The sequence below is a fragment of the Chitinophaga pinensis genome, from assembly GCF_007896845.1.
Taxonomy (GTDB): Bacteria; Bacteroidota; Bacteroidia; order Chitinophagales; family Chitinophagaceae; genus Chitinophaga; species Chitinophaga pinensis_C.
This window is the reverse complement of the sequence record NZ_VOHS01000033.1, coordinates 15,458-36,344: the sequence shown is the minus strand read 5'-3', so window position 1 is coordinate 36,344 and position 20,887 is coordinate 15,458. Positions and strand designations below refer to the sequence as shown.

At 44.7% G+C, this 20,887-nt stretch carries 12 protein-coding genes; 8 read left to right on the top strand and 4 right to left on the bottom strand.

Annotated features, from left to right (window positions below):
* Window positions 1–151: 151 nt before the first annotated feature.
* From FEF09_RS23075 to FEF09_RS23060, 4 genes are all read right to left on the bottom strand, one after another.
* Entirely contained in the window at window positions 152–1,783 is a 1,632-nt protein-coding gene (locus FEF09_RS23075) for a RagB/SusD family nutrient uptake outer membrane protein (RefSeq protein WP_186774476.1), read from the bottom strand.
* A 26-nt stretch (window positions 1,784–1,809) separates the two neighbouring features.
* Window positions 1,810–5,106, bottom strand: coding sequence for a SusC/RagA family TonB-linked outer membrane protein (locus FEF09_RS23070; RefSeq protein WP_146307295.1), 3,297 nt, complete (start codon window positions 5,104–5,106; stop codon window positions 1,810–1,812).
* A gap of 261 nt (window positions 5,107–5,367) precedes the next feature.
* Window positions 5,368–6,552, bottom strand: a complete 1,185-nt coding sequence (locus tag FEF09_RS23065; protein ID WP_146307294.1) for a FecR family protein — start codon at window positions 6,550–6,552, stop codon at window positions 5,368–5,370.
* A 156-nt stretch (window positions 6,553–6,708) separates the two neighbouring features.
* A complete protein-coding gene (locus FEF09_RS23060; RefSeq protein WP_186774475.1) occupies window positions 6,709–7,266 on the bottom strand; it encodes an RNA polymerase sigma factor in 558 nt (185 codons plus the stop codon).
* A gap of 312 nt (window positions 7,267–7,578) precedes the next feature.
* On the opposite strand from FEF09_RS23060, the gene FEF09_RS23055 reads away from it, so the two are divergent.
* From FEF09_RS23055 to FEF09_RS23025, 8 genes are all read left to right on the top strand, one after another.
* Window positions 7,579–8,550: a glycoside hydrolase family 43 protein gene (locus FEF09_RS23055; protein ID WP_146307292.1), complete on the top strand. Its 972-nt coding sequence runs from the start codon at window positions 7,579–7,581 to the stop codon at window positions 8,548–8,550.
* Between the two features lie 894 nt (window positions 8,551–9,444).
* Complete coding sequence (locus FEF09_RS23050) at window positions 9,445–12,555, top strand: SusC/RagA family TonB-linked outer membrane protein (protein ID WP_146307291.1); 3,111 nt, start codon at window positions 9,445–9,447, stop codon at window positions 12,553–12,555.
* Between the two features lie 5 nt (window positions 12,556–12,560).
* A complete protein-coding gene (locus FEF09_RS23045; protein ID WP_186774474.1) occupies window positions 12,561–14,150 on the top strand; it encodes a SusD/RagB family nutrient-binding outer membrane lipoprotein in 1,590 nt (529 codons plus the stop codon).
* Window positions 14,151–14,237: 87 nt separating this feature from the next.
* Complete coding sequence (locus FEF09_RS23040; RefSeq protein WP_186774473.1) at window positions 14,238–17,564, top strand: VCBS repeat-containing protein; 3,327 nt, start codon at window positions 14,238–14,240, stop codon at window positions 17,562–17,564.
* 3 nt (window positions 17,565–17,567) lie between these two features.
* Window positions 17,568–18,893 carry a vanadium-dependent haloperoxidase gene (locus FEF09_RS23035; RefSeq protein ID WP_146307289.1) on the top strand — a complete coding sequence of 442 codons (1,326 nt, stop codon included), beginning with the start codon at window positions 17,568–17,570 and terminating at the stop codon, window positions 18,891–18,893.
* Window positions 18,894–18,927: 34 nt separating this feature from the next.
* Window positions 18,928–19,284, top strand: coding sequence for a hypothetical protein (locus FEF09_RS33490; RefSeq protein WP_261387690.1), 357 nt, complete (start codon window positions 18,928–18,930; stop codon window positions 19,282–19,284).
* Window positions 19,284–19,829 (top strand): helix-turn-helix domain-containing protein, encoded by a 546-nt coding sequence (locus FEF09_RS33485; RefSeq protein ID WP_261387689.1) that lies wholly within the window; start codon window positions 19,284–19,286, stop codon window positions 19,827–19,829. The genes FEF09_RS33490 and FEF09_RS33485 overlap by 1 nt, the downstream gene beginning before the upstream one ends.
* Window positions 19,830–19,920: 91 nt before the next feature.
* Window positions 19,921–20,754, top strand: a complete 834-nt coding sequence (locus tag FEF09_RS23025; RefSeq protein WP_146307288.1) for an aldo/keto reductase — start codon at window positions 19,921–19,923, stop codon at window positions 20,752–20,754.
* Window positions 20,755–20,887: the final 133 nt, after the last annotated feature.

The following is a 20,887-nucleotide window of genomic DNA, read 5'->3' as shown; positions in this document are numbered from 1 at the left end:
AACATCATACATACAAAAGGCCCGCCATATGGCGGGCCTTTTGTCATCACTCTTTAATCCAGTCAGTTATTCTTCAACTCAACTGATGGTTTCCGTTTAAAACTAAACTTTCACTTTTTGACAATCCTAACGTCCAAGCGTTATCGGTAAACTATTGTACATCCCACCATACTCTTGTAGCACCATTATCGGGACCGTTCAGCAGAGTAATTGCTTTCTGTACTTCCGGGTTGTTGGTGTTATATTCGTTTTGTGGGAAAGGTAAACGTCTGATCTGAGTGGTTGAGTTAATTACACCACCACTGAAGTTGTTCACAACAGGGAACAGTTTTGGATAACCGGTACGACGGAACTCGGTCCATGCTTCCTGCCCTTCAGGGAACATCGCAATCCATTTCTGGGTGATGATACGTTCCATTTTAACCGCTTCCAGTGCACCATCGTCCCATTTCACAGTGATCTCAGAAGGAGCAGGCGCATTGGCAGCACTGTTCTTCGGATCTGTAAAACCAGCAGGCTTGTGTGTATTGTCATTTACATAAGTACCGGCATTTACATTCCATTGTTCCATGGAAGTGTTGATACCCTGTTCATATAATGTCTGTACAGATCCGCCGGCATTTGCCCAACCACGCAGGGAAGCTTCTGCCCGCAGGAAGTATACTTCTGCTGCTGTCATTACCTGTGTCGGTGTTGTCAGGGTAAATGAAGGGTTCGTACCTGTTACATCCAGATTGGAATAACCGGTATAGTCTCCTTTAGCTGCGTTACCGCCTACAGAACCGATACGGATACCCTGATATCTGGAAGAGAAAGTGGTATCTGTAGACATGTCGAAATATTTGCTGATACGAGGATCAGCATAGCCGGTCATGTAGCTTTGGATAGATGCACCGATACGGATATCTGCCCAGTTTAGTGCAATAAACACCAATGGGTTACTGAAACCGGAGCCGGCTACTTTTACTTTCATGTTGCCGGTATTCGAAGTGATCAATCCTCCGTTAGCAGGATCCATTGCTTTTTCAGCCTGTTCTTTTGCCACTGCTGGTGCAACTTTTACAATGTGCATCGCAAGGCGAAGGCGTAAGCTGTTGCTGAACTGTAACCATCTGGAGAAGTCACCGTCGTATACCAGATCAAATTTTGCAAAATCGAAAGGCAGTGAATCAGTTACATGATTGATCTGATTACGCAGATTGATATTTGCGCTATCCAGTTCAAGGAAGAAACGTTTGTATACGTCTTCCTGACTGTCATAAGGAATAGCGCTTTTGCTTGTACCTACCTGGCTGTAAGGAATAGGACCGTAGATGTCAGTAATACGGCTCATACCTGCCACCTGCAGTATCTGGGCGATGCCCCATACTGCAGGGTAAGAGGTGTTTACTCCATTTACACGCAGTCTGTTAACGGATGACATGATATTCAGGTAACCTACCTTGAATGGTTCGCCGTTCCAGCCGCTGATGAGGGAGTAGGAGAGGTTGTTTTGTCCGCCGTTAAATGGATTCGGAGACATAAAGTAACCTGAATAGCAGTCTGCATTCAGATTTTGTTGTAACTGATAAGAGTTTGGATCTCCACCATCTGAGAAGTTGATAATGGAACGCTGTGCCCTTGTCAGGAAGGCGCCAACGTCATTAAAATCTCCTTTCAGATCGTCAGGAGAGATACCGGTATTATCTGTGTTGTATAATTCGAAGTTCTTGGTACATGCGCTTGCGCCGAGCAATACAGCTGCTGCGATCACACACATGCTTTTTTTATAGTAGCGTTTCATTTTTTTCATTTTAGTGGCAACAATGATTAGAAGGTGGCATTCAGAGTCAGACCGTAGTTACGGGTTGCTGGCGGCATGAAGATATCCACACCAGACAGGCCGTTGGCAGTTGACATTGTCAGCTCAGGATCGAATGGTGCTTTCTTGGAGAAGTACAGCAGGTTACGACCTGTCAGGGACAGTTTCATCGCTCTGATGAAGCTTGTGCCTTTTACAGGAATTGTGTAACCCAGTGCAACTTCACGCAGACGTACGGTGGTTGCGCTATAAATGTATTCACCGGAAGCCGCTTCACGACCACCTACAGAAGAATACCATTTCTGTGCGTCTACCATAGAAACTGCGTTACCGTTAGGATCAACACCATTTACTGCTACACCACCTGCATCTCTTGCATCACCGGTTGCTTTGGATACACCATACTGGTCCATCACAGATTGTGTGATAGACATTACTTTACCACCGAATTTGCCATCGATCAGGAAAGACAGGGTGAAGTCTTTGTACTCCAGGTTGTTGTTCCAGCCAAGCTGCCACCTGGTATTGGAGTTACCCAGATATACGAAGTCACCACCCTGTTTGATTGGATTGCCATTTGCATCGATCATCACACGGCCCTGTGCATCACGTTGTAATACGGTACCGTAGATGTCGCCGAAGGAGCCACCTACTTTGAACTTGGATACATAGTTGGATCCGGATGCGCCGCTCAGTGTAAATTCTGGTGCGTTAGGAGCCAGTTCTTTGATCCTGTTCTGGTTGGTAGCAAAGTTGAGACCTGTATTCCATTTGAATTTGCCGTCACGCAGTACGTCGTAGCGTACTACTGCTTCCACACCCTGGTTTTGAATGTTACCGGCATTGATAAAGAAGTTATCATAGAAAGAACCCTGAGGTGCTCTTATCTGTAATGTCTGATTCTTTGTGTTTGTTTTGTAGTAGGTCACATCAGCACTCAGTCTGTTGTCGAAGAAACGCCATTCAGTACCGAACTCCAGTGAGTTGGTCTTTTCAGGTTTCAGGTCAGTGAATGGTGCGGATGGGTTGATGCTGAAGCCGCCGCCTGCGCTGAATGTATACACAGCTGGATTAGACTGGTAAGCCAGAGGAGAGTTACCCACCTGTGCGAAGGAACCACGTACTTTCGCGAAGCTGATAAACTCAGGCAGTTTTGCCACGGAGCTCAGGATCACGTTCAGACCTACAGAAGGGTAGAAGTAAGAACCTGATGGTGTGAATGCCAGATTGGAAGCCCAGTCATTACGTGCAGTCAGGTCTAAATATGCCCAGTCTTTATAAGAGATATTGGCACTACCGAATACAGACTGTACCTGGCTATGGTTTTCCTGCAGGGTACCGGTATTGAGCGGATTAATCGCTTTGAAGTTCTGCAGTACAAAGATGTTTGGAATATTCAGACCTTCCTGGCCGGAGTTATATTTATCACCTTTGGTCACCACGTCTCTTATGCTACCACCCAGTACACCCGTGATGCGGATTTTGTCTCCGATCGGGATGTTGAAGTTGGCCAGTACGTCACCATATTGCTGACTTGTAGTGGTATTGCTATAGATATATACACCATTCGCAGGAGACAGGGTTGTTACTGTACCGGCATATACTTTCTGCTCGTATACGTCATTGATTCTGTCGATGCTTCCGCGGCCCTGAATATTCAGCCATTTGTTTACTTCATATTTCAGGCTTGCATTTAACAGCAAACGGTTACGATCAAGAGAGTTTGGATTGCGGTTGGTGATCCACCATGGGTTCTGCTGAATGTCTTCGTTGAAAGCCCAGTTTTGTGTCATCAGTCGTCTTGCCGGATCGAATACTTCGAAACCGTTTTTATACGGTGCGAGGTCTTTACCACGAGGGAACAGATACAGACCACTCAGCGGATTGAAATAGAAACCACTCAGAGGAGTATTGTCTATTGTCTGTGTGATGTAGTTAACATCTGCTTCAGCAGTCAGTTTATCGTTCAGGAAATGGCCTGTTTCTTTGAAGCTGATGTTATTACGGGACAGTTTATTTTTAGGCTCAATACCTTTTGCAGTGGTATTGGCATAAGAGAAGTATGTCTGCATCTTATCAGTACCACCGGAGAGGCTGATAGAGTTGGTCAGGTTGTTACCTGTCTGGAAGAAAGAACCCAGATTGTCCTGTGCGCCACCTGCCAGTTTGCTACCCCAGCTTTGTGTGCTGGTAGGCGTAGACTGACCATAGCTGTTCTGGAATTCAGGTTTGTAGGCAACCGTGTTCAGTGTCAGACTGGAAGAGAAGTTTACAATAGTACGACCGGCTTTACCACTTTTTGTAGTTACCAGTACCACACCATTTGCACCCTGGCTACCATATAACGCAGCTGCGGACGCACCTTTCAGTACGGATACGCTTTCGATATCGTCCGGGTTCAGGTTGGAGATCGGGTCACCACCATCGTATGAACTGCTACCACCATAAGAGCTGTTAGGCTGAGAGGTGAGGGAGTTGTTCATCGGCACACCATCGATCACATATAATGCCTGATTGCTACCGAGACCAGACTTAGCACCACGCAGGATCACCTTTGCAGAACCACCTACACCGGAAGAGCTGGAAGAGATATTCAGACCGGCTACTTTACCGTTCAGGGTGTTCATCAGGTTTGGATCTTTAGCTTTGGTCAGTTCCACACCGCTCACCTGCTGCGTAGCATAGGTGATGGATTTTTCGGTTCTTTTTACACCCAATGCTGTTACGACTACTGTGTTCAGCTGTTTGTTAGACTCCTGCAATACGATCTGCAGGGAGGTCTGGGTACCTACAGGCACTTCCTTTTTATCATAACCAACGTAGTTGAACACGAGTACATCAGTGCTTTCTACCTGAATGGAGAAGTGACCTTTTGCATCAGTTAATACACCACGGGTAGTACCTTTTACCTGAATGGCAACATTAGGTAAAGGCTGGCCTGCACCATCCACCACAGTACCTTCAACCTGAGCAGCAGGTTGTTCTGCAGTGGTAGCTGCTTCTTTTTGGGCTGCTCTGGGACGGATGACAATAATTTTGTCGGTGATGGTATAAGAAAGTGGTTTGTTTTTCAGGCAATTGTCCAGTACTGCTGCAATGCTGGCGCCTTTCAGGTTAATATCTATTGTACCTGTACCCTGTAACATTTTCTCATCATAAACAAACTCGTAGCCGGTCTGCTTGCTGATGCTGTTGAATATGTCGTAAAGAGCGAGGTGTCTGCCTGTAATAGTAACAGATTGTGAATAAGATCTGGCGCTCAGGTGGAGTGAGAATACCAGGGTCAGAATAGCAGTTAATTTCATAACTAACAATAATTTTCTGTGCAAGAAGCCTTCCTTCGGAAAGGCCTTGCAGGTCTCGCGTAGTTCCATACTTTTGTGTTCTTGGCTTAATAATCGATTTTCAAAAACGTTAAGGAAATTGGTAGCCATTTCGTACCGGGTTCCGATGGCAGTCGGAATCCGGTTTTTCTACCGGGAATTTGACAGACGTTAATTTCTTACGTGGTCATAACTGGAAAAATTTAGTTTTTACATAATGCGGTCCCCTTCTGACAGAAGGCTTTACCGTTGTCCCCAGGGTCGTACGGTTACATTGTTTCCGTTGACCTCGAATTGTACCCTTTGAGTGGCTTCCAGCGCGGTCAATAAATTGCCGGCTTCTTCTCTCCGGGATATTACCCCTGTCAGATCAATATCAGACACATCTCCCTGATAGTTCACCTGAATGTCATACCAGCGCGACAGTTGTCGCATAATGGTCCGGATATTTGTATTCCTGAAGCGGAACTTGCCCTCTTTCCAGGCAAGTGTCTGTTCCATATCAGCAGTAGAGATCACAAAATGATCGTCTTTCGCTGACAGGCTGGCCTGAAGGCCCGGTTTTAGCAAACTGGCGTCGTTGCCGTGTTTTAATTGCACTGCACCTTCGACCAGGGTAGTTTTGATGGCCTGTTCGTCCTGATAGGCCATTATATTGAAACTTGTACCCAACACATTCACCTGCACTTCGTTCACTTTCACATGGAAGGGCTTGTCTGCCTGTTGCATTACTTCGAAATAAGCTTCGCCGGTAATTTCTACCTCCCTGTCACTACCCGTAAAGGCAGTCGGGAATCTGATACTACTGGCCGCGTTCAACCATACGCGGCTGCCATCGGCGAGTGTCAGTTGGTATTGTCCGCCGTGTGGTGTAGCCACGGTATTGTACATCACCTTTTCTTCTGTGGCGCCTCCGTTATAACTAAGCCTGCCGTTGGTATTCGTGATCTGTGTATTTCCTTGTTGTGCCAGTGCGCCGTTTTTTGCGCTGTCCAGCGGTATCACTGTACCATCCGCCAAAGTCAGCATAGCTTTGTCTGAGCCGGGCAACAGTGGTTGCTTTTTTACTGCTACTGCCGGTGCCACCTGTTTTTCCGTCAGGGACATATAATACACCCCGGTGGCGATCAGACCGGCTACCACAGCCGCAGCTAATGAGCGATATACCAGTCTTCTGCGTTTCACCACTCTCAGGTGATGGCGTTCAGCCAGCCCCTCGCTGAAAATACCCTCCAGCATAGCGGCAGCCTGGCCTTCATCCCACCCCATGTCGGGCGTTTCGCCATATAATGTGTCCATTATATCAGCTTTGATGGCGGCGGTATAGGCGTCATCCTTCACGGCCTGCATTAGCTGCAGGTGTTCCTCCGGGGTGATCTCACGACGTTTATACTTTTCTAGCAATCGCTTTATCTCGGATATTGTCATAAACGATTAGTTTGGCACTGGGTTGATAGATATAAAGACGATCGTCAAAATCGAAAGGAGTATTCGGGTGGAAATTTTTTTTGGCGATGATTATCAGTTGCTTAGGAGGGAGAGGGGGAATTATTTTCAGATTTTCGGGGGAAATAGGGGCGCCACTCAGATATGGAGCTGCTGTTTTACAAAACTTCTGACAGTTTGTACGGCAAGTTGCATCTGTTTCTTGACAGTATGAATAGAGATATTCATTTTATGGGAGATCTCTTCATTGCTCAGGCCTTCTTTACGGGCGATATATACCTTTTTACGTTCAGGGGGAAGGCTGGAGACTGCTTTATTCAGGAGGTGGTCGTATTGGTGCTCCTGTAAGCGATGGTCGGTATCTGCAATGACTGCCGGCTGTAACTGGATGAAGTTATCCAACGCTTTCAGGAGGTTTGCCTGTTTTTTGAAACTATCATATATATGATTACGGGTAAGAATGAAGAGATAGCCGGTGAGGTCTTCCACATCGGACATAGCTTCCCTTTTCAGCCATATTTTCAGAAAAACTTCCTGTACGGCCTCCCGGGCCGGTGTGGTGTCTTTCAGATAAAGCATGGCCACATTGAACACTTGTTTACTATAATGATTGAATACAAGTGTATATGCAGACTCGTCACCCCTGGCAATCTGCCGTAATAATTCCCGCTCCTCTGGTAAGGATGAATATGACAATTTCCTATCGTTTGAATGCTGCGGTAAAAGTAGGAACAAAAAATGATATCGAAACTGCCCGATGTGATGAGCATATTGGCAGAATAGCGGTTTTCGATTGACTATTTGCGGATATATTATTTAATAGTTTTATTCGTATGCTCTGACCTCCGGAAGGGGGGGTAGTCATTCGGGATGGTTTAAGCTGTTGTTTGTTAATCGTTTATGTTGATTTCGGGACTCGGGAATGCCTGCTTTAGCCAGAGAAAGCCAGCCGGTGCATACAACCTCGGGACTCAATTATTATATTGTGCCTCAAACTGGAAATATATTATGAGAAAGGTCTTAACATTATTATTGCTGGCAGCAGCTGCTTCTTTACCCGCGGCAGCGCAAAAGACGTCCGGTAACCCTATCGTGCAGGGATGGTATGCTGATCCTGAAGCAGTTATATGGGGAAAAGAGTACTGGGTTTATCCTACATTTTCTGACAAATATGAGAAACAGGTGTTTTTTGATGCCTTTTCTTCCCGGGACCTGATCAAATGGACCAAACATCCGCACATTCTGGATACTGCAGCCGTAAAATGGGCTAAAAAGGCCATGTGGGCACCCGCTATTGTAAAGAAAGACAATAAGTATTACTTCTTCTTTGCAGCCAATGATATCCAGAGTGATAATGAAGAAGGGGGTATCGGTGTGGCAGTAGCAGACAAGCCGGGAGGTCCTTATAAAGATCATATCGGGAAACCACTCATTGACAAATTTTATAACAAAGCACAGCCAATCGACCAATTCGTTTTTCACGATAAAGACGGACAGTATTATATTATATATGGTGGATGGCGTCATTGCAACATCGCAAAACTGAACAATGACTTCAAAGGATTCACACCTTTTGAAGACGGTAATACCTTTAAAGAGATAACGCCTTCCGGTTATGTAGAAGGACCGTTTATGTTTATCCGCAATGGTAAATATTATTTCATGTGGTCAGAAGGTGGCTGGGGAGGTCCGGAATATTCCGTTGCTTACGCTATCGCTGATTCTCCGGTAGGTCCTTTTAAACGTATCGGTAAGATCCTGCAACAGGATACGTCTGTAGCTACGAGTGCAGGTCACCACTCTGTGATCAATGTACCTGGCACTGACCGTTGGTATATTGTTTATCACAGACGTCCACTGACAGAAACAGCAGCTAATAACCGCGTAACCTGTATTGACGAAATGCATTTTGACGAGAACGGATTGATCGTTCCTGTGAAGATCACAAAAGAGGGTGTTAAAGCAGATAAACTGAAATAAAGTGTCACACATACAGGCTATACGGTCTGCTGAATAAGTGTATAAAAGACGCTGTACTGAATATCGGTACAGCGTCTTTTTTTCAGGCAAAATAATATTAGTAATCGTTTACCCTGAAACCCTTTGTGATCAAGAAGCTAAAACGGTTTACATACAACCAATAAGTGTTAAAATAGTATTTGGTGATGCGCGCAAATGGTTATAATTATGTACAACGCAATTGTTATTGTACAAAATGTTAAAATTAAGTACATTCATTGTGTTAAATAAAAGTGAACAATGAGCGTTAACTAAGAAAGTGAACTACGAGAGAAACGTGAACTACGAGAAAACGTAAGCGGTATTTGGTTATGAAATTCACGGTTTGACAGCCGTCCATGTATAGAAACTTGTCATTTATCGATTTTTTGGAACAAACAGTAACAGTGAATTGTATTTACTCGTAAGAGTATAGAGCGACTTTAGATAAATAAACTATTGAACAGCTAACTATTTGAACTTTTTTCTTTCTGCAATCAAATCAAAAAAGCCAAAATCAGATTTGCAAACGGGAAGTTAGAACAATGAACAATTATTAATCATCTCAAATTTCTACTGAGTTTACAGCTATCTGCCTGCTATGGAAGGCATAATAAATGTGTTTGAAAGAGAATAAGTGTCTTTTTAACATGGTAGGTGGATAGCGTTGTGAAAAACATAAGCGAGACCAAAATTTATTGACAATGAAAATGTAAACATTGCTATGAATTAGCATAAGGGGGAAGTATTTTTTTTCGACAACCAATTTTTAACTGAACGAACAATGAAACGAAACAATGTCGCACGGCGACCAGAGCTTCTATGCCCGCAAGTGTCAGTCACTTGTCTATTCTCTAACCAAAAACTAAATCGATAATGAGACATCTACATTTGCTGTTTGTTGCGATGCTTCTTTCCACGGTTGCATTGGCTCAGACAAGGCAGTTGCAGGGAACTGTCAAAGATTCAAAATCCGGTGCTCCACTGGGTTCTGTAAGTATTAAAGTACAGGGTAAGAACATCTTTGCAATCACCGGTGCTGATGGCGCATTTACATTGAAGAATGCACCGGACGGAGAAATTACACTTGAAACTTCACTGATAGGTTATACTTCAAAGGGAATTAAAGTAGCTGCAGGTCAGACTTCTGTTGACCTGACCATGGAAGAATCTTCTTCTCAGTTAGGTGAAGTAACAGTCACCGCTTTGGGTATTTCCAAAGAATCCAAAAAACTCGGTTACTCCGTGACCAAAGTGGATGGTGCTTCTCTCACACAGGCGCGTGAAACGAACGTGGCTTACTCTCTCGGTGGTCGTGTGGCTGGTTTGAGTGTAAGTGGTACAAACGGTGGTCCCGGTTCTTCTGCACGCGTGTTGTTGAGAGGGATGGCCAGCTTTGGCGCCAGTAGCCCGCTGTATGTTATCAACGGTGTGCCGATGGATAACTCGCAAAGAGGTGCCGCTGGTGAGTGGGGTGGTTCTGATAATGGTGATGGTATCTCCAATATCAACCCTGACGATATCGAAAGTATGACCGTACTGAAAGGTGCGTCTGCATCTGCATTGTATGGTACACGTGCTACAAATGGTGTAATCCTCATCACCACCAAGAGTGGTAAGAAAGGAACCATGCAGGTGGAATATAACATGAACTACACGCTGGATAAAGCGATCGACTTTACAGAATTTCAATATGAATATGGTCAGGGGCAGCATGGTGTAAAACCTGCTAACGCTACGGATGCACTGGCCAGCAGCCGTTTGAGCTGGGGTTCAAAACTGGATGGATCACAAACGCCACAGTTTGATGGTAAATCATACGCTTATTCCGCTGTTGATGATAACATCAGCCGTTTCTACAGAACGGGTCCAACCTTCACCAATACAATAGCAGTATCCAGTGGTGGTGACAAAGGTACCTTCCGCGTATCTGCTTCCAGCATGGATAATCATTCTGTTTTAAGGAACAGTGGTCTGAAACGTAAGACTTTCAACCTGAACCTGGATCAGAACCTGACCAGCAAACTCAAAGTAAGCGCAATGGTCAACTATATAGATGACCGCTCCCAGAACCGCCCTCAGTTGAGTGATGGTCCTCTGAATGCGAACAACGGTGTCTTTCTGGCCACAAATATCAATGAAGATCTGCTGAAGCCAGGTTTTAATCCTGACAACAATGGTCGTGAAATCGTATGGACAGATGATAACTATGTTACAAACCCATGGTTTGTTGTAAACCAGTATATCAATAACATTGACAGAAGACGTTGGATCTCCGCGTTGACTGTTCGTTACGATTTCTTTGACTTCTTATATGCACAGGGACGCGTTGGTTATGATAATATCAATGACCGCAAATTTAAAGTAACCCCATGGGGAACTGCTTATTCAACCAGCACACTGCCTAATGGTACAACTGTGAGTGGTGATCTGGATCTGCGTAATGAACAATCAACTGAGTTCAACGCGGATGGTCTGATCGGCTTTAAAAAGAACATCGTTGAAGACCTGCAGGTAGATGTGGCTGTGGGTGGTAACCTGCGCAAAAGAACCTGGGAAATGGTAGGTGTAGCTGGTAACCAATACATCATTCCTTATGTATATTCTTACAGCAACGTGACCAATTTCAGCAGGAACTATGATTATGAATCCAGAGAATCACAGTCTGCTTATTATACTGCGGACTTCTCTTACAAAGGCTTCCTGACTATTGGAACAACCGGTCGTTATGATGTGTACTCAACTCTGCCTTCTGATAACAGAAGTATCTTCGTACCATCTGTTTCAGGTAGCTTTATTTTCTCTGAGCTGTTGAATATTCCTAAGATGACCTACGGTAAGTTACGTGCATCTTATGCAAATGCGAGTGGCGAGCCGGTGGATGCCTATATTACGAAATCTTACTACAACGTGGGAAGTACTATTGGCGGCGTCAGTACTGGTGATTTCTCTTCAACACTGCCTAACCTGTTCCTGAAACCATTTACGCTGAAAGAAGCAGAAGTTGGTCTGGAACTGAAATTCTTCAATAACAGACTGGGCGTTGACCTCGCTTACTTCCACCGTAAGACGAAGAACGAGATTATACAGGGTACGATCTCTCCGGCCACTGGTTATGAAAAAGCTTACTTCCCGACCGGCTCTACCCAGAATACTGGCTTTGAAGCACAGATCAATGGTACAATCGTATCCAGCTCTGCTTTCACCTGGAATGCTTCTGTGAATGGTACTTATATCAAGAACAAGATTCTTGATATCTATGGTGACAATAGTAGCAGTACTATCCTGACACTGGGTACTTACCGTCCTCTGAATGCGAATACGGCGCTCGTAAAAGGTCTTGCCGGTCCGCAGATCCTTGCATATGATTTCAAACGTAACGACAAAGGTGAAGTGCTGCTGGATAATTCCGGTCTGCCGATCAATGATGGTGTGCTGAGACCAATGGGTAGCGTATTGCCTAAGTTCTTTGGTGGTATCAATAACGACTTCTCCTTCAAAGGTTTCAATCTGTCATTCCTGATCGATGGTAAGTTTGGTGCAAAGATCCTGTCTGCTACAAAAGACTACGCTGTATTCCGTGGTCTGGATAAATCAACCCTTGAAGGCAGAGAGTCAGGTATCGTAGTAGATGGTATCATCGAAAGCACAGGATTGAAAAATGCTACAAGAGTAGATGCGCAGTCTTATTATCAGGCATATGCAAATAAGATCTCTAAAAACAGTGTACTGGATGCTGACTTCATAAAACTGCGTCAGTTGACATTCGGTTATACACTGGGTAGCAAAGTAATGGGTAAAACGCCATTTGAATCTATCGGTATATCACTGGTTGCGCGTAATCTGCTTACACTCATGCGTAAATCTGACAACATAGACCCAGAATCCGGATTTTCTTCACTCATCAACTACGCCGGTATTGAAGGTACCAGTTTACCAAGTACCCGTACCTATGGTGTGAATGTGAACGTAAAATTTAAAAAATAATGAACATGAAAAAAGGTCTGCTATATATAACACTGGGTCTGACACTGTTCTCGACAGGTTGTACCCATGACTTTGATGAGATTAACTCTGACCCTGTTGCTGTAGATGGTTCCAAATATAATGCGAACCTGTTGTTGGCCAAGTCACAGTATCAGTACGCTAATACCGGATATGCACAATTGCTGTTCCAGAGTATGTGGGCACAATTGCTGTCTTCCACTTATAACTACTATAGTAATGGGGATAAGTATGTGGCTTCATCCGGTATCATTGGTTATCAGAACCAGTTGTGGAATGATGATTACAAAGGTGCCAGCTTTGCTTATGAGATGGTTACATTGGCCAATGAAAAGGGCCTGACCAATCTGGCAAGCGCCGGAACGATCATGAAAATATTGCTCATACAGCATATTACTGACTGTTATGGTGATGTACCTTATTCTGAAGCTCTGAAAGGCAAGACCGGCTCCTTTACACCGGCTTACGATACACAGGAGTCTATTTATACTTCTATGCTGTCAGAACTGGAAACCGCTATTAATGCGTTTGATCCGGCTGCTGATAAGCTGACTTCAGACCTCTTCTACGGTGGAGACATCGCTAAATGGAAGAAGTTTGGCTATTCGCTGATGCTGCGTTCCGCAATGCGTATTGTGAAAGCAAATCCTACTCTGGCTCGTCAGTACGCTGAAAAAGCTGCAGCAGGTGGTACGTTTGCAGGTATTTCTGATAATGCAGTTTGCCCTACAGACAACTCCACCGGTAATGGTAACGGCACAAGCGGTGCCCTGCTGGTGGTAGAAGATTACAGAGAAGTAAAATGGTCCAAACCACTGATCGATTACCTGAAAGCCAACAATGACCCTCGTCTGAATGTAGCATCTGAGGTGCCTCCTGCTGGTCTTAAAGATGGTACAAACAGTGCACTGGCAGGTAATAAGACCCCCGCTCTGCAGGTAGGTATGCCTAATGGCTATGATCTGGCGGGTGGTACAACAGATATCACCAAAAGATCAGACTATCCCGGCAGTACCGGTACAGGAAGCGATATATATCCACTGGGTAAATATTCCCGTCCTACTACCGCTGTTTATCTGGGACGTAGTGCACCGGAGTTTGTACTGACTTATGCTGAAACAGAATTATTGCTGGCAGAAGCAGCGGTACGCGGATGGACTGTAACAGGGTCCGCTGCTACACACTATGCAAATGGTGTATCCGCAGCTTTACAGTCACTGGCTACTTTCAGCTCTGCCGCGGCTATTTCTGCTGCTACAGCTGACGCCTATGCGACTGCCCATCCTCTGGATGTAAGTTCTACCGCTGCATCAATGAAACAGATCAATGAACAATACTGGGCCACAAATGGTTTATTATTTAACTTCATTGAAGCCTGGACTAACTGGAGAAGATCTGGTTATCCTGTTCTGACGCCGGTTAACTACATAGGCAATTTCACGGGTGGTACTGTACCAAGGAGAATTGCTTATCAGTCAACCGAAGGGTCAACCAATCCTGTTAACTATGCAGCTGCCGTTGGCCGCCTGCAGGGTGGGGATACCTACACCGCAAGGATATGGTGGGATGCACAGTAATATAACTATTGAACTTATGCTAATGCGACCCTTAGTGGTCGCATTAGCTTTTATCCTACATACCGCCCTCAGCAAAAAATTACCCGAATGATAAGCTATTCCACAGCAATACACCAAAGCAGTCCACGCTCCGCAATTCAACAAGGTATTTTTCTTACGCTGTTATTCACATTCATCACTGTCGCTACAGTTGCCCAACAACCTTTGTTTCAGCAGTTGCCGCTAAAAGCTACCAATATTAAGTTCAGCAATACGCTGAATGAAACGGAGAAACTGAATGTACTCGCCTATGAATATTTCTATAATGGTGGAGGGGTGGCCGTCGGTGATATCAACAATGATGGCTTGCAGGATCTGTTTTTTACCGCCAATATGGCCCCCAACAAACTTTATCTGAACAAAGGCAATATGGTCTTTGCAGACATTACCCGTAGCGCCGCAAAAGAACTGGAAGGCAGACCAGAGGGATGGAAAACAGGCGTAACCATGGCAGATGTAAACGGGGACGGATTACTGGATATCTATGTCTGTTATTCCGGTAAGAAGAGTGACGAACTACGCCGGAACCAGCTGTTTATTAATCTTGGGAATTCAAGATTCGCAGAAAAAGCAAAAGAATATGGTCTGGATGATCCGGGCTACAGTACCAATGCGGTGTTCTTTGACTATGATAATGACGGAGATCTTGACATGTTCCTGTTAAATCATAATGTGGTCAAGATCGATAATATGGAGTTTGCCCGGTACAAAAGTGAAACAGACCCTTTTGCAGGCAATAAACTATACCGGAACGATAATAATCACTTTACGGAAGTCAGCAAACAGGCTGGTATTATACAAAACCCACTGACATTCGGATTGGGTGTGGCCATCTCTGATATCAATCAGGATGGCTGGCAGGACATTTATGTTACCAATGATTACAATGAACGCGATTATCTATATATCAATAAACACGACGGTACTTTTGCAGAAGATGCCACCAACTGCTTCAGTCACCTGTCTCATTTTTCCATGGGCGTTGACATTGCTGACTTTAACAATGATGCATTGCCGGATGTCATGACACTGGACATGCTGCCGGAAGATAACCAAAGACAGAAGTTATTACAACTACAGGAGAATTATGAATCCTTTGAACTGATGATTTCTCAGGACCTGTATAAGCAGTACATGCGCAATATGCTGCAACTGAATAATGGAGATGGTACTTTCAGTGAAATAGGACAATTGGCCGGTGTGTCTAATACAGATTGGAGCTGGTGCCCGCTCATTGCAGATCTGGACAATGATGGGTATAAGGATATTCTTGTCACCAATGGCTATTTAAGAGACTATACCAATAAAGATTTCCTCCGCTATTGGGGGGATTATAAAGTAAAGAAGGCTATTGACAGAGAACCCGTCCTGTTGATGGATCTGGTATCAGCCATGCCATCCACATCGCTGCAGAACTACGTTTTCCGTAACAACAAAGACCTTACTTTCTCCAACATGCAGCAGAAATGGGGGTTTGACGCCGGTGGTATTTCCAGTGGTGCAGTATATGCGGATCTGGATAATGATGGTGATCTTGATCTGGTGATCAATAAGATCAATGAACCGGCAGCTGTGTACAGGAACATGAGTCGTGAACAGGGGAAGTCCGCTGCATATCTTTCCCTGCAATTAAAAGGAACAGGTATGAATACGGTTGCCGTAGGCGCCAAAGTGTATGTGTATAGTAAGGGGAATACCCAATATCAGGAGGTCAATCCTAATCGTGGTTATCTTTCGGCGGTATCTACCCGTTTATTGTTTGGATTGGGAGATAATACACAGGTAGACTCTGTGCGTATCGTCTGGCCTGATAACAAAGTACAACACCTGACAAATGTAGCAGCCAATCAATTGCTGACCGTTGCTTATGCGCCGGATGCAGCTCCTGAAATACACAAGACAGTTCCCACGTGGTTTCGTAATGCAGACAGCCTCTTTACTTACAAGCATAGCGATATTGCGGAGAATGACTTCAAACGCCAGTTACTGATGATGTTCATGTATTCGAAAACAGGACCTGTGTTTGAAAAAGCGGACGTCAACAAAGACGGACTGGAAGATTTATATATCGCGGGAGATAATGAACAGGTTGCCATGATTTACCTGCAAAAAGCAGGTGGTGGTTTTACGCCGGGCACTAAGATCGTGTCAGGAACAGATATCCCTTCTCAGGTAGCGGCGGCAGCTTTTTTTGATGCAAATGGTGACGGGGCTCCTGATCTCTATGTGGCAAAGGGTGGTTATAGCCTTTTTGAGCCCAATACGCCGGCTTTACAGGATGAACTGTACCTCAACAACGGGAAAGGTAATTTTATGCTCTCTAAAGGCGCTTTACCCTATGTAAGTGCAAGTAGTAAGTCCTGTGTACGTCCCTGCGATTTTGACAATGATGGGGATATGGATCTGTTTGTAGGAGGAAGGATAATTCCCGGTAAATACCCTGTACCGCCGGCATCCTATCTGTTGGTAAACAATGGGAAAGGCCAGTTCACCAGCGCCGGTGTTCCTTTTGCCAATAGTGGTATGATCACAGATGCCCGCTGGACAGACATCGATGGAGATGGACGAAAGGATCTTATTATGTGTGGAGAGTTTATGCCACTGACTGTTTTTCTCAATAAAACGGACGGTTTTCAGCATGCCACAGCACAGTATTTTGATCAGCCGGAAGGAGGTTGCTGGTTTGGTCTGACGCTGGCCGATGTGGATGGTGATGGCCATGACGATATTATTGCCGGTAATATGGGTGAGAATACACAGATCCACGCATCTGTGAGACAGCCGGCCGAATTGTATTATGCTGATTTTGACAAGAACGGTTCTATTGATCCTTTTTTGAATTTCTATATTGAAGGAGTCAGTTATCCCTTTGTGAGCAGAGATGAGTTGAATGATCAGATTTATCCCATGCGTCGTAAGTTCTCCTCTTACCGTCACTATTCCAATGCGACTATGAAAGATATTTTTTCTGCGGAGGAATTGAATCAGGCGGGTAAGTTGACGGTTACAGATACAAAGACCCGCTGTCTCCTGTATCGGAATGGTAAGTTCGTCTCAACCCCATTGCCCGTAGAAGCGCAGTTCTCTGTTGTATCAAAGATATTGCCGGCCGATTATGACAAGGACGGTAAGATGGATCTGTTGCTGCTGGGTAATCATAGTGATAACCGTCTCAAACTGGGAAGTTTTGATGCAGGCTATGGTTGCCTGCTCAGGGGAGACGGAAAAGGAGGTTTTACATATGTTCCGCAGACACAGTCAGGTCTGTGTGTGAAAGGAGATGTGAAATCTGCTGTGGTGATGAATATCAGCGGCCAGCCTTATGTAATGATTGGTATCAATAATAAAGGAATAACCCTGTTTAAAGTTAACTAAGCTATGAAGAGATGGATCATCATACTGCTGATATTTTGTCAGACAGGATATGCACAACAACATAAAACTACGTTTACGGACTATATACAGCCTGCGGTATTTTCATTATCGATGGTCATGATGCATGATGTAGTGAATCCGCCTGCTGCCTGTCGTTTCTATAGTTACGCGATGATGTCAGCTTATAGTATTGTTGCCGCACATAATCAGCAGATCCCTGATGCGAAGCGCTTTATTGCTTCTTATCCCGGTATTGCTGTACACGACAGTGGCCGGGTATATGATTATCGTATTGCAGCAGTATATAGTATTCTGGAAACCGGAAAACTGATGCTGCCATCAGGCTTTATGCTGGAGAAGGATGAGGAGAAGCTGGTGTTATTGTTCAAAAAGGATAAAACACCAGACAGTATTATCCGTAATTCGATTGCGGTAGCTGTGGATGTGGCAAAACAATCGGTACAGTGGGCCCGTCCGGATGGTTATACCAGACTCAGTACAAGGGTGCGTTATACGCCTGTGAAAGGAGAAGGGTATTGGTATCCCACTCCACCAGCTTATATTGAAGCTGTGGAACCCCATTGGAAAACGATCCGTCCCATGGTGATCGATTCCTGTAATCAGTTCCTGCCTTTACCCCCCGTACCTTTCAGTAAGGATACAGGCAGTGCTTTTTACGCGCTCAATAAAGAAGTACATGACGCGGGTGTGAACCTGAATATGGAACAACGCGTTATTGCGTCCTTCTGGGATTGTAATCCGTTTGCGGTGAGTACCTATGGGCATATGGCTATTGGTTTTAAAAAGATCACCCCCGGCGGACATTGGATGAATATCACTGGTATTGCCGCCCGGAAAGTGCAACTGGATTTCGATAAGACTGTATTGGTCCATGCGGTAGCGGCTGTTACCATGATGGATGCTTTTATCAGTTGCTGGGATTCCAAATATACCAGCAACCGTATCCGTCCTGAAACCTACATCAACAAGTATATGGATGTGCGCTGGAAACCGTTGTTGCAAACACCGCCTTTCCCGGAATATACCAGCGGACATAGTGTGGTATCTTCTGCAGTAGCAACGGTACTGACTTATATGATGGGCGATCATTTTGAATATGAAGACAATACGGAAGAGATGTTTGAAATAGCGACCCGCAAATTCAGTTCTTTTCAGGCAGCCTGTAATGAAGCGGCTATTTCCCGTTTATATGGCGGTATCCATTTCCGGGATGCGATAGAAAATGGTGTTGAACAGGGACACAAAGTAGGGGAGAAGGTGGTGGAGAAGATCAAAAATGCGGGAATCACCCCTGTATACGGTAGGTGAGTGTTGTCTTGATTGAATTTTGTAACTTTACAGAATGGAAAGTGTAGAAAGTATTGAAACCTTTTATCGTTCCAAACTGAATTGGATGCCTGACAACCTCAAGAAAGAACTGGGGCATTTCAATGTATTCAAACTGGAAGACTTTGCGGGGAAGAAATGTTCCGCGCACAACCGGAAAGAATATTACAAGATCAGTCTTATCAGGGGGCGCAACAGGTATGAGTATGCTGACAAGGTGATTGAGACTGAGAAAAATGCACTGATCTTTTCAAATCCGCAGGTACCGTATCACTACGATGTTCCGGATGAGGAACATGACGGTTACTTTTGCATCTTTACAGAGGCTTTTTTCAGCAATTCGGCGCCAGCCGGCTTCATGAATATCCGGTGATGAAACCGGGCGGGCAACCGATCTATGTGTTGTCTGACGAACAGTTTGAAAGGGTACAGGGTATTTTTGAGAAGATGCTGAGAGAGATCGCTGCTGATTTTGCCTACAAATATGACGTATTACGAACATGTGTCTTTGAACTGATGCATGAAGCCATCCGCCTGCAACCTGCTGCTACATTATATACCAATACCAACGCCGCTACGCGTATATCTTCCCTTTTTACAGAACTGCTGGAAAGGCAGTTCCCGGTAGAATCTCCTGTACAGCAGATGAAACTGCGTTCAGCGAATGACTTTGCCAACCAGTTATCCGTCCATGTCAATCACCTGAATAAGGCACTGAAAGAAACCACGGGGAAGACCACTTCCCGGCTGATCGGGGAACGTATGTTACAGGAAGCCCGTTCCCTGCTGAAGCATACTGACTGGAACATCTCAGAAATAGGTTGGAGTCTGGGTTTCGAAGAGCTACCTCACTTTATCAATTTTTTCAAAAAGAACACTACTGTCAGTCCTGCTGTCTTCCGGAAATCAATTGATTGATTTTTGTAGCTTTTAGTTTGTTTATTATAGCAATTTACGTGGATATACGTGCTAAGTTTGCAGTACCATTCAATACGTAAAAGTTATACAGATGAACATAACAGATATCAATGGCACCGTCACATTGGCTAATGGCGTGAACATGCCTTACCTGGGACTGGGTGTTTATAAAACGAAGAACGGACAGGAAGTGATCGATGCAGTTACTTATGCATTGGACGCGGGTTACAGACATATAGATACTGCGGCTGCCTATTACAATGAGGAAGGTGTAGGTGCAGCTATTGCAAAACATCCGATGGACAGAAAGGACATCTTTATCACTACCAAGGTCTGGAATTCAGATCAGGGATATGATACTACGATCAGGGCTTTTAATGATTCCCTGCGTCGTCTGGGGACGGATTATCTTGATCTTTATCTGCAGCACTGGCCGGTCAAAGGGAAGTACAAGGAGACGTGGCGGGCTATGGAGACCTTATACAATGAGGGAAAGGTCAGGGCGATAGGGGTATCCAACTTTCTGCAATTTCAGCTGGAAGATCTGATGGGCAGTGCCCATATTACTCCTATGGTAGATCAGGTGGAGTTTCATCCGTTTTTGCAGCAGCCGGATCTGGTGGCTTTCGCTAGGGCAAATCATATACAGTTTGAGTCCTGGTTTCCGCTGATGCACGGTCGTGCATTTGGTGTTGAGCTATTTGCAAGAATAGCCGCGAAGCATCAGATTACAGTAGCGCAGCTATTGTTGCGCTGGAATCTGCAGAGAGGTATTGTTATCATTCCCAAGAGTATCCGTCAGGCGAGAATTATAGAAAATGCGCAGTTGTTTGACTTTGTGTTGCCGCAGGAGGATATGGAGATATTAAACAGTCTGGATGAGGGTGCCCGTATGGGACCAGATCCTGCAAACTTTAATTTCTAGCAACATACATCCAAAAAAGGATTTTAACGAATCAGAATCTGTGTTATACACCCGGAATCTTCGGGTGTCTTCATTGTGGGGAGTTCATGGTGTCTCAAAAATTTTTTAGCGTAACTTTGCGGCTCATAAAACG

Bases quoted from the DNA above. Each gene is read 5' to 3' on its own strand.
- FEF09_RS23075 (WP_186774476.1), bottom strand. From the start codon at position 1,783: ATGAAACGCTACTATAAAAAAAGCATGTGTGTGATCGCAGCAGCTGTA.
- FEF09_RS23050 (WP_146307291.1), top strand. From the start codon at position 9,445: ATGAGACATCTACATTTGCTGTTTGTTGCGATGCTTCTTTCCACGGTT.
- FEF09_RS23065 (WP_146307294.1), bottom strand. From the start codon at position 6,552: ATGACAATATCCGAGATAAAGCGATTGCTAGAAAAGTATAAACGTCGT.
- FEF09_RS23040 (WP_186774473.1), top strand. From the start codon at position 14,238: ATGATAAGCTATTCCACAGCAATACACCAAAGCAGTCCACGCTCCGCA.
- FEF09_RS23055 (WP_146307292.1), top strand. From the start codon at position 7,579: ATGAGAAAGGTCTTAACATTATTATTGCTGGCAGCAGCTGCTTCTTTA.
- FEF09_RS23070 (WP_146307295.1), bottom strand. From the start codon at position 5,106: ATGAAATTAACTGCTATTCTGACCCTGGTATTCTCACTCCACCTGAGC.
- FEF09_RS33490 (WP_261387690.1), top strand. From the start codon at position 18,928: ATGGAAAGTGTAGAAAGTATTGAAACCTTTTATCGTTCCAAACTGAAT.
- FEF09_RS33485 (WP_261387689.1), top strand. From the start codon at position 19,284: ATGAAACCGGGCGGGCAACCGATCTATGTGTTGTCTGACGAACAGTTT.
- FEF09_RS23025 (WP_146307288.1), top strand. From the start codon at position 19,921: ATGAACATAACAGATATCAATGGCACCGTCACATTGGCTAATGGCGTG.
- FEF09_RS23045 (WP_186774474.1), top strand. From the start codon at position 12,561: ATGAAAAAAGGTCTGCTATATATAACACTGGGTCTGACACTGTTCTCG.
- FEF09_RS23035 (WP_146307289.1), top strand. From the start codon at position 17,568: ATGAAGAGATGGATCATCATACTGCTGATATTTTGTCAGACAGGATAT.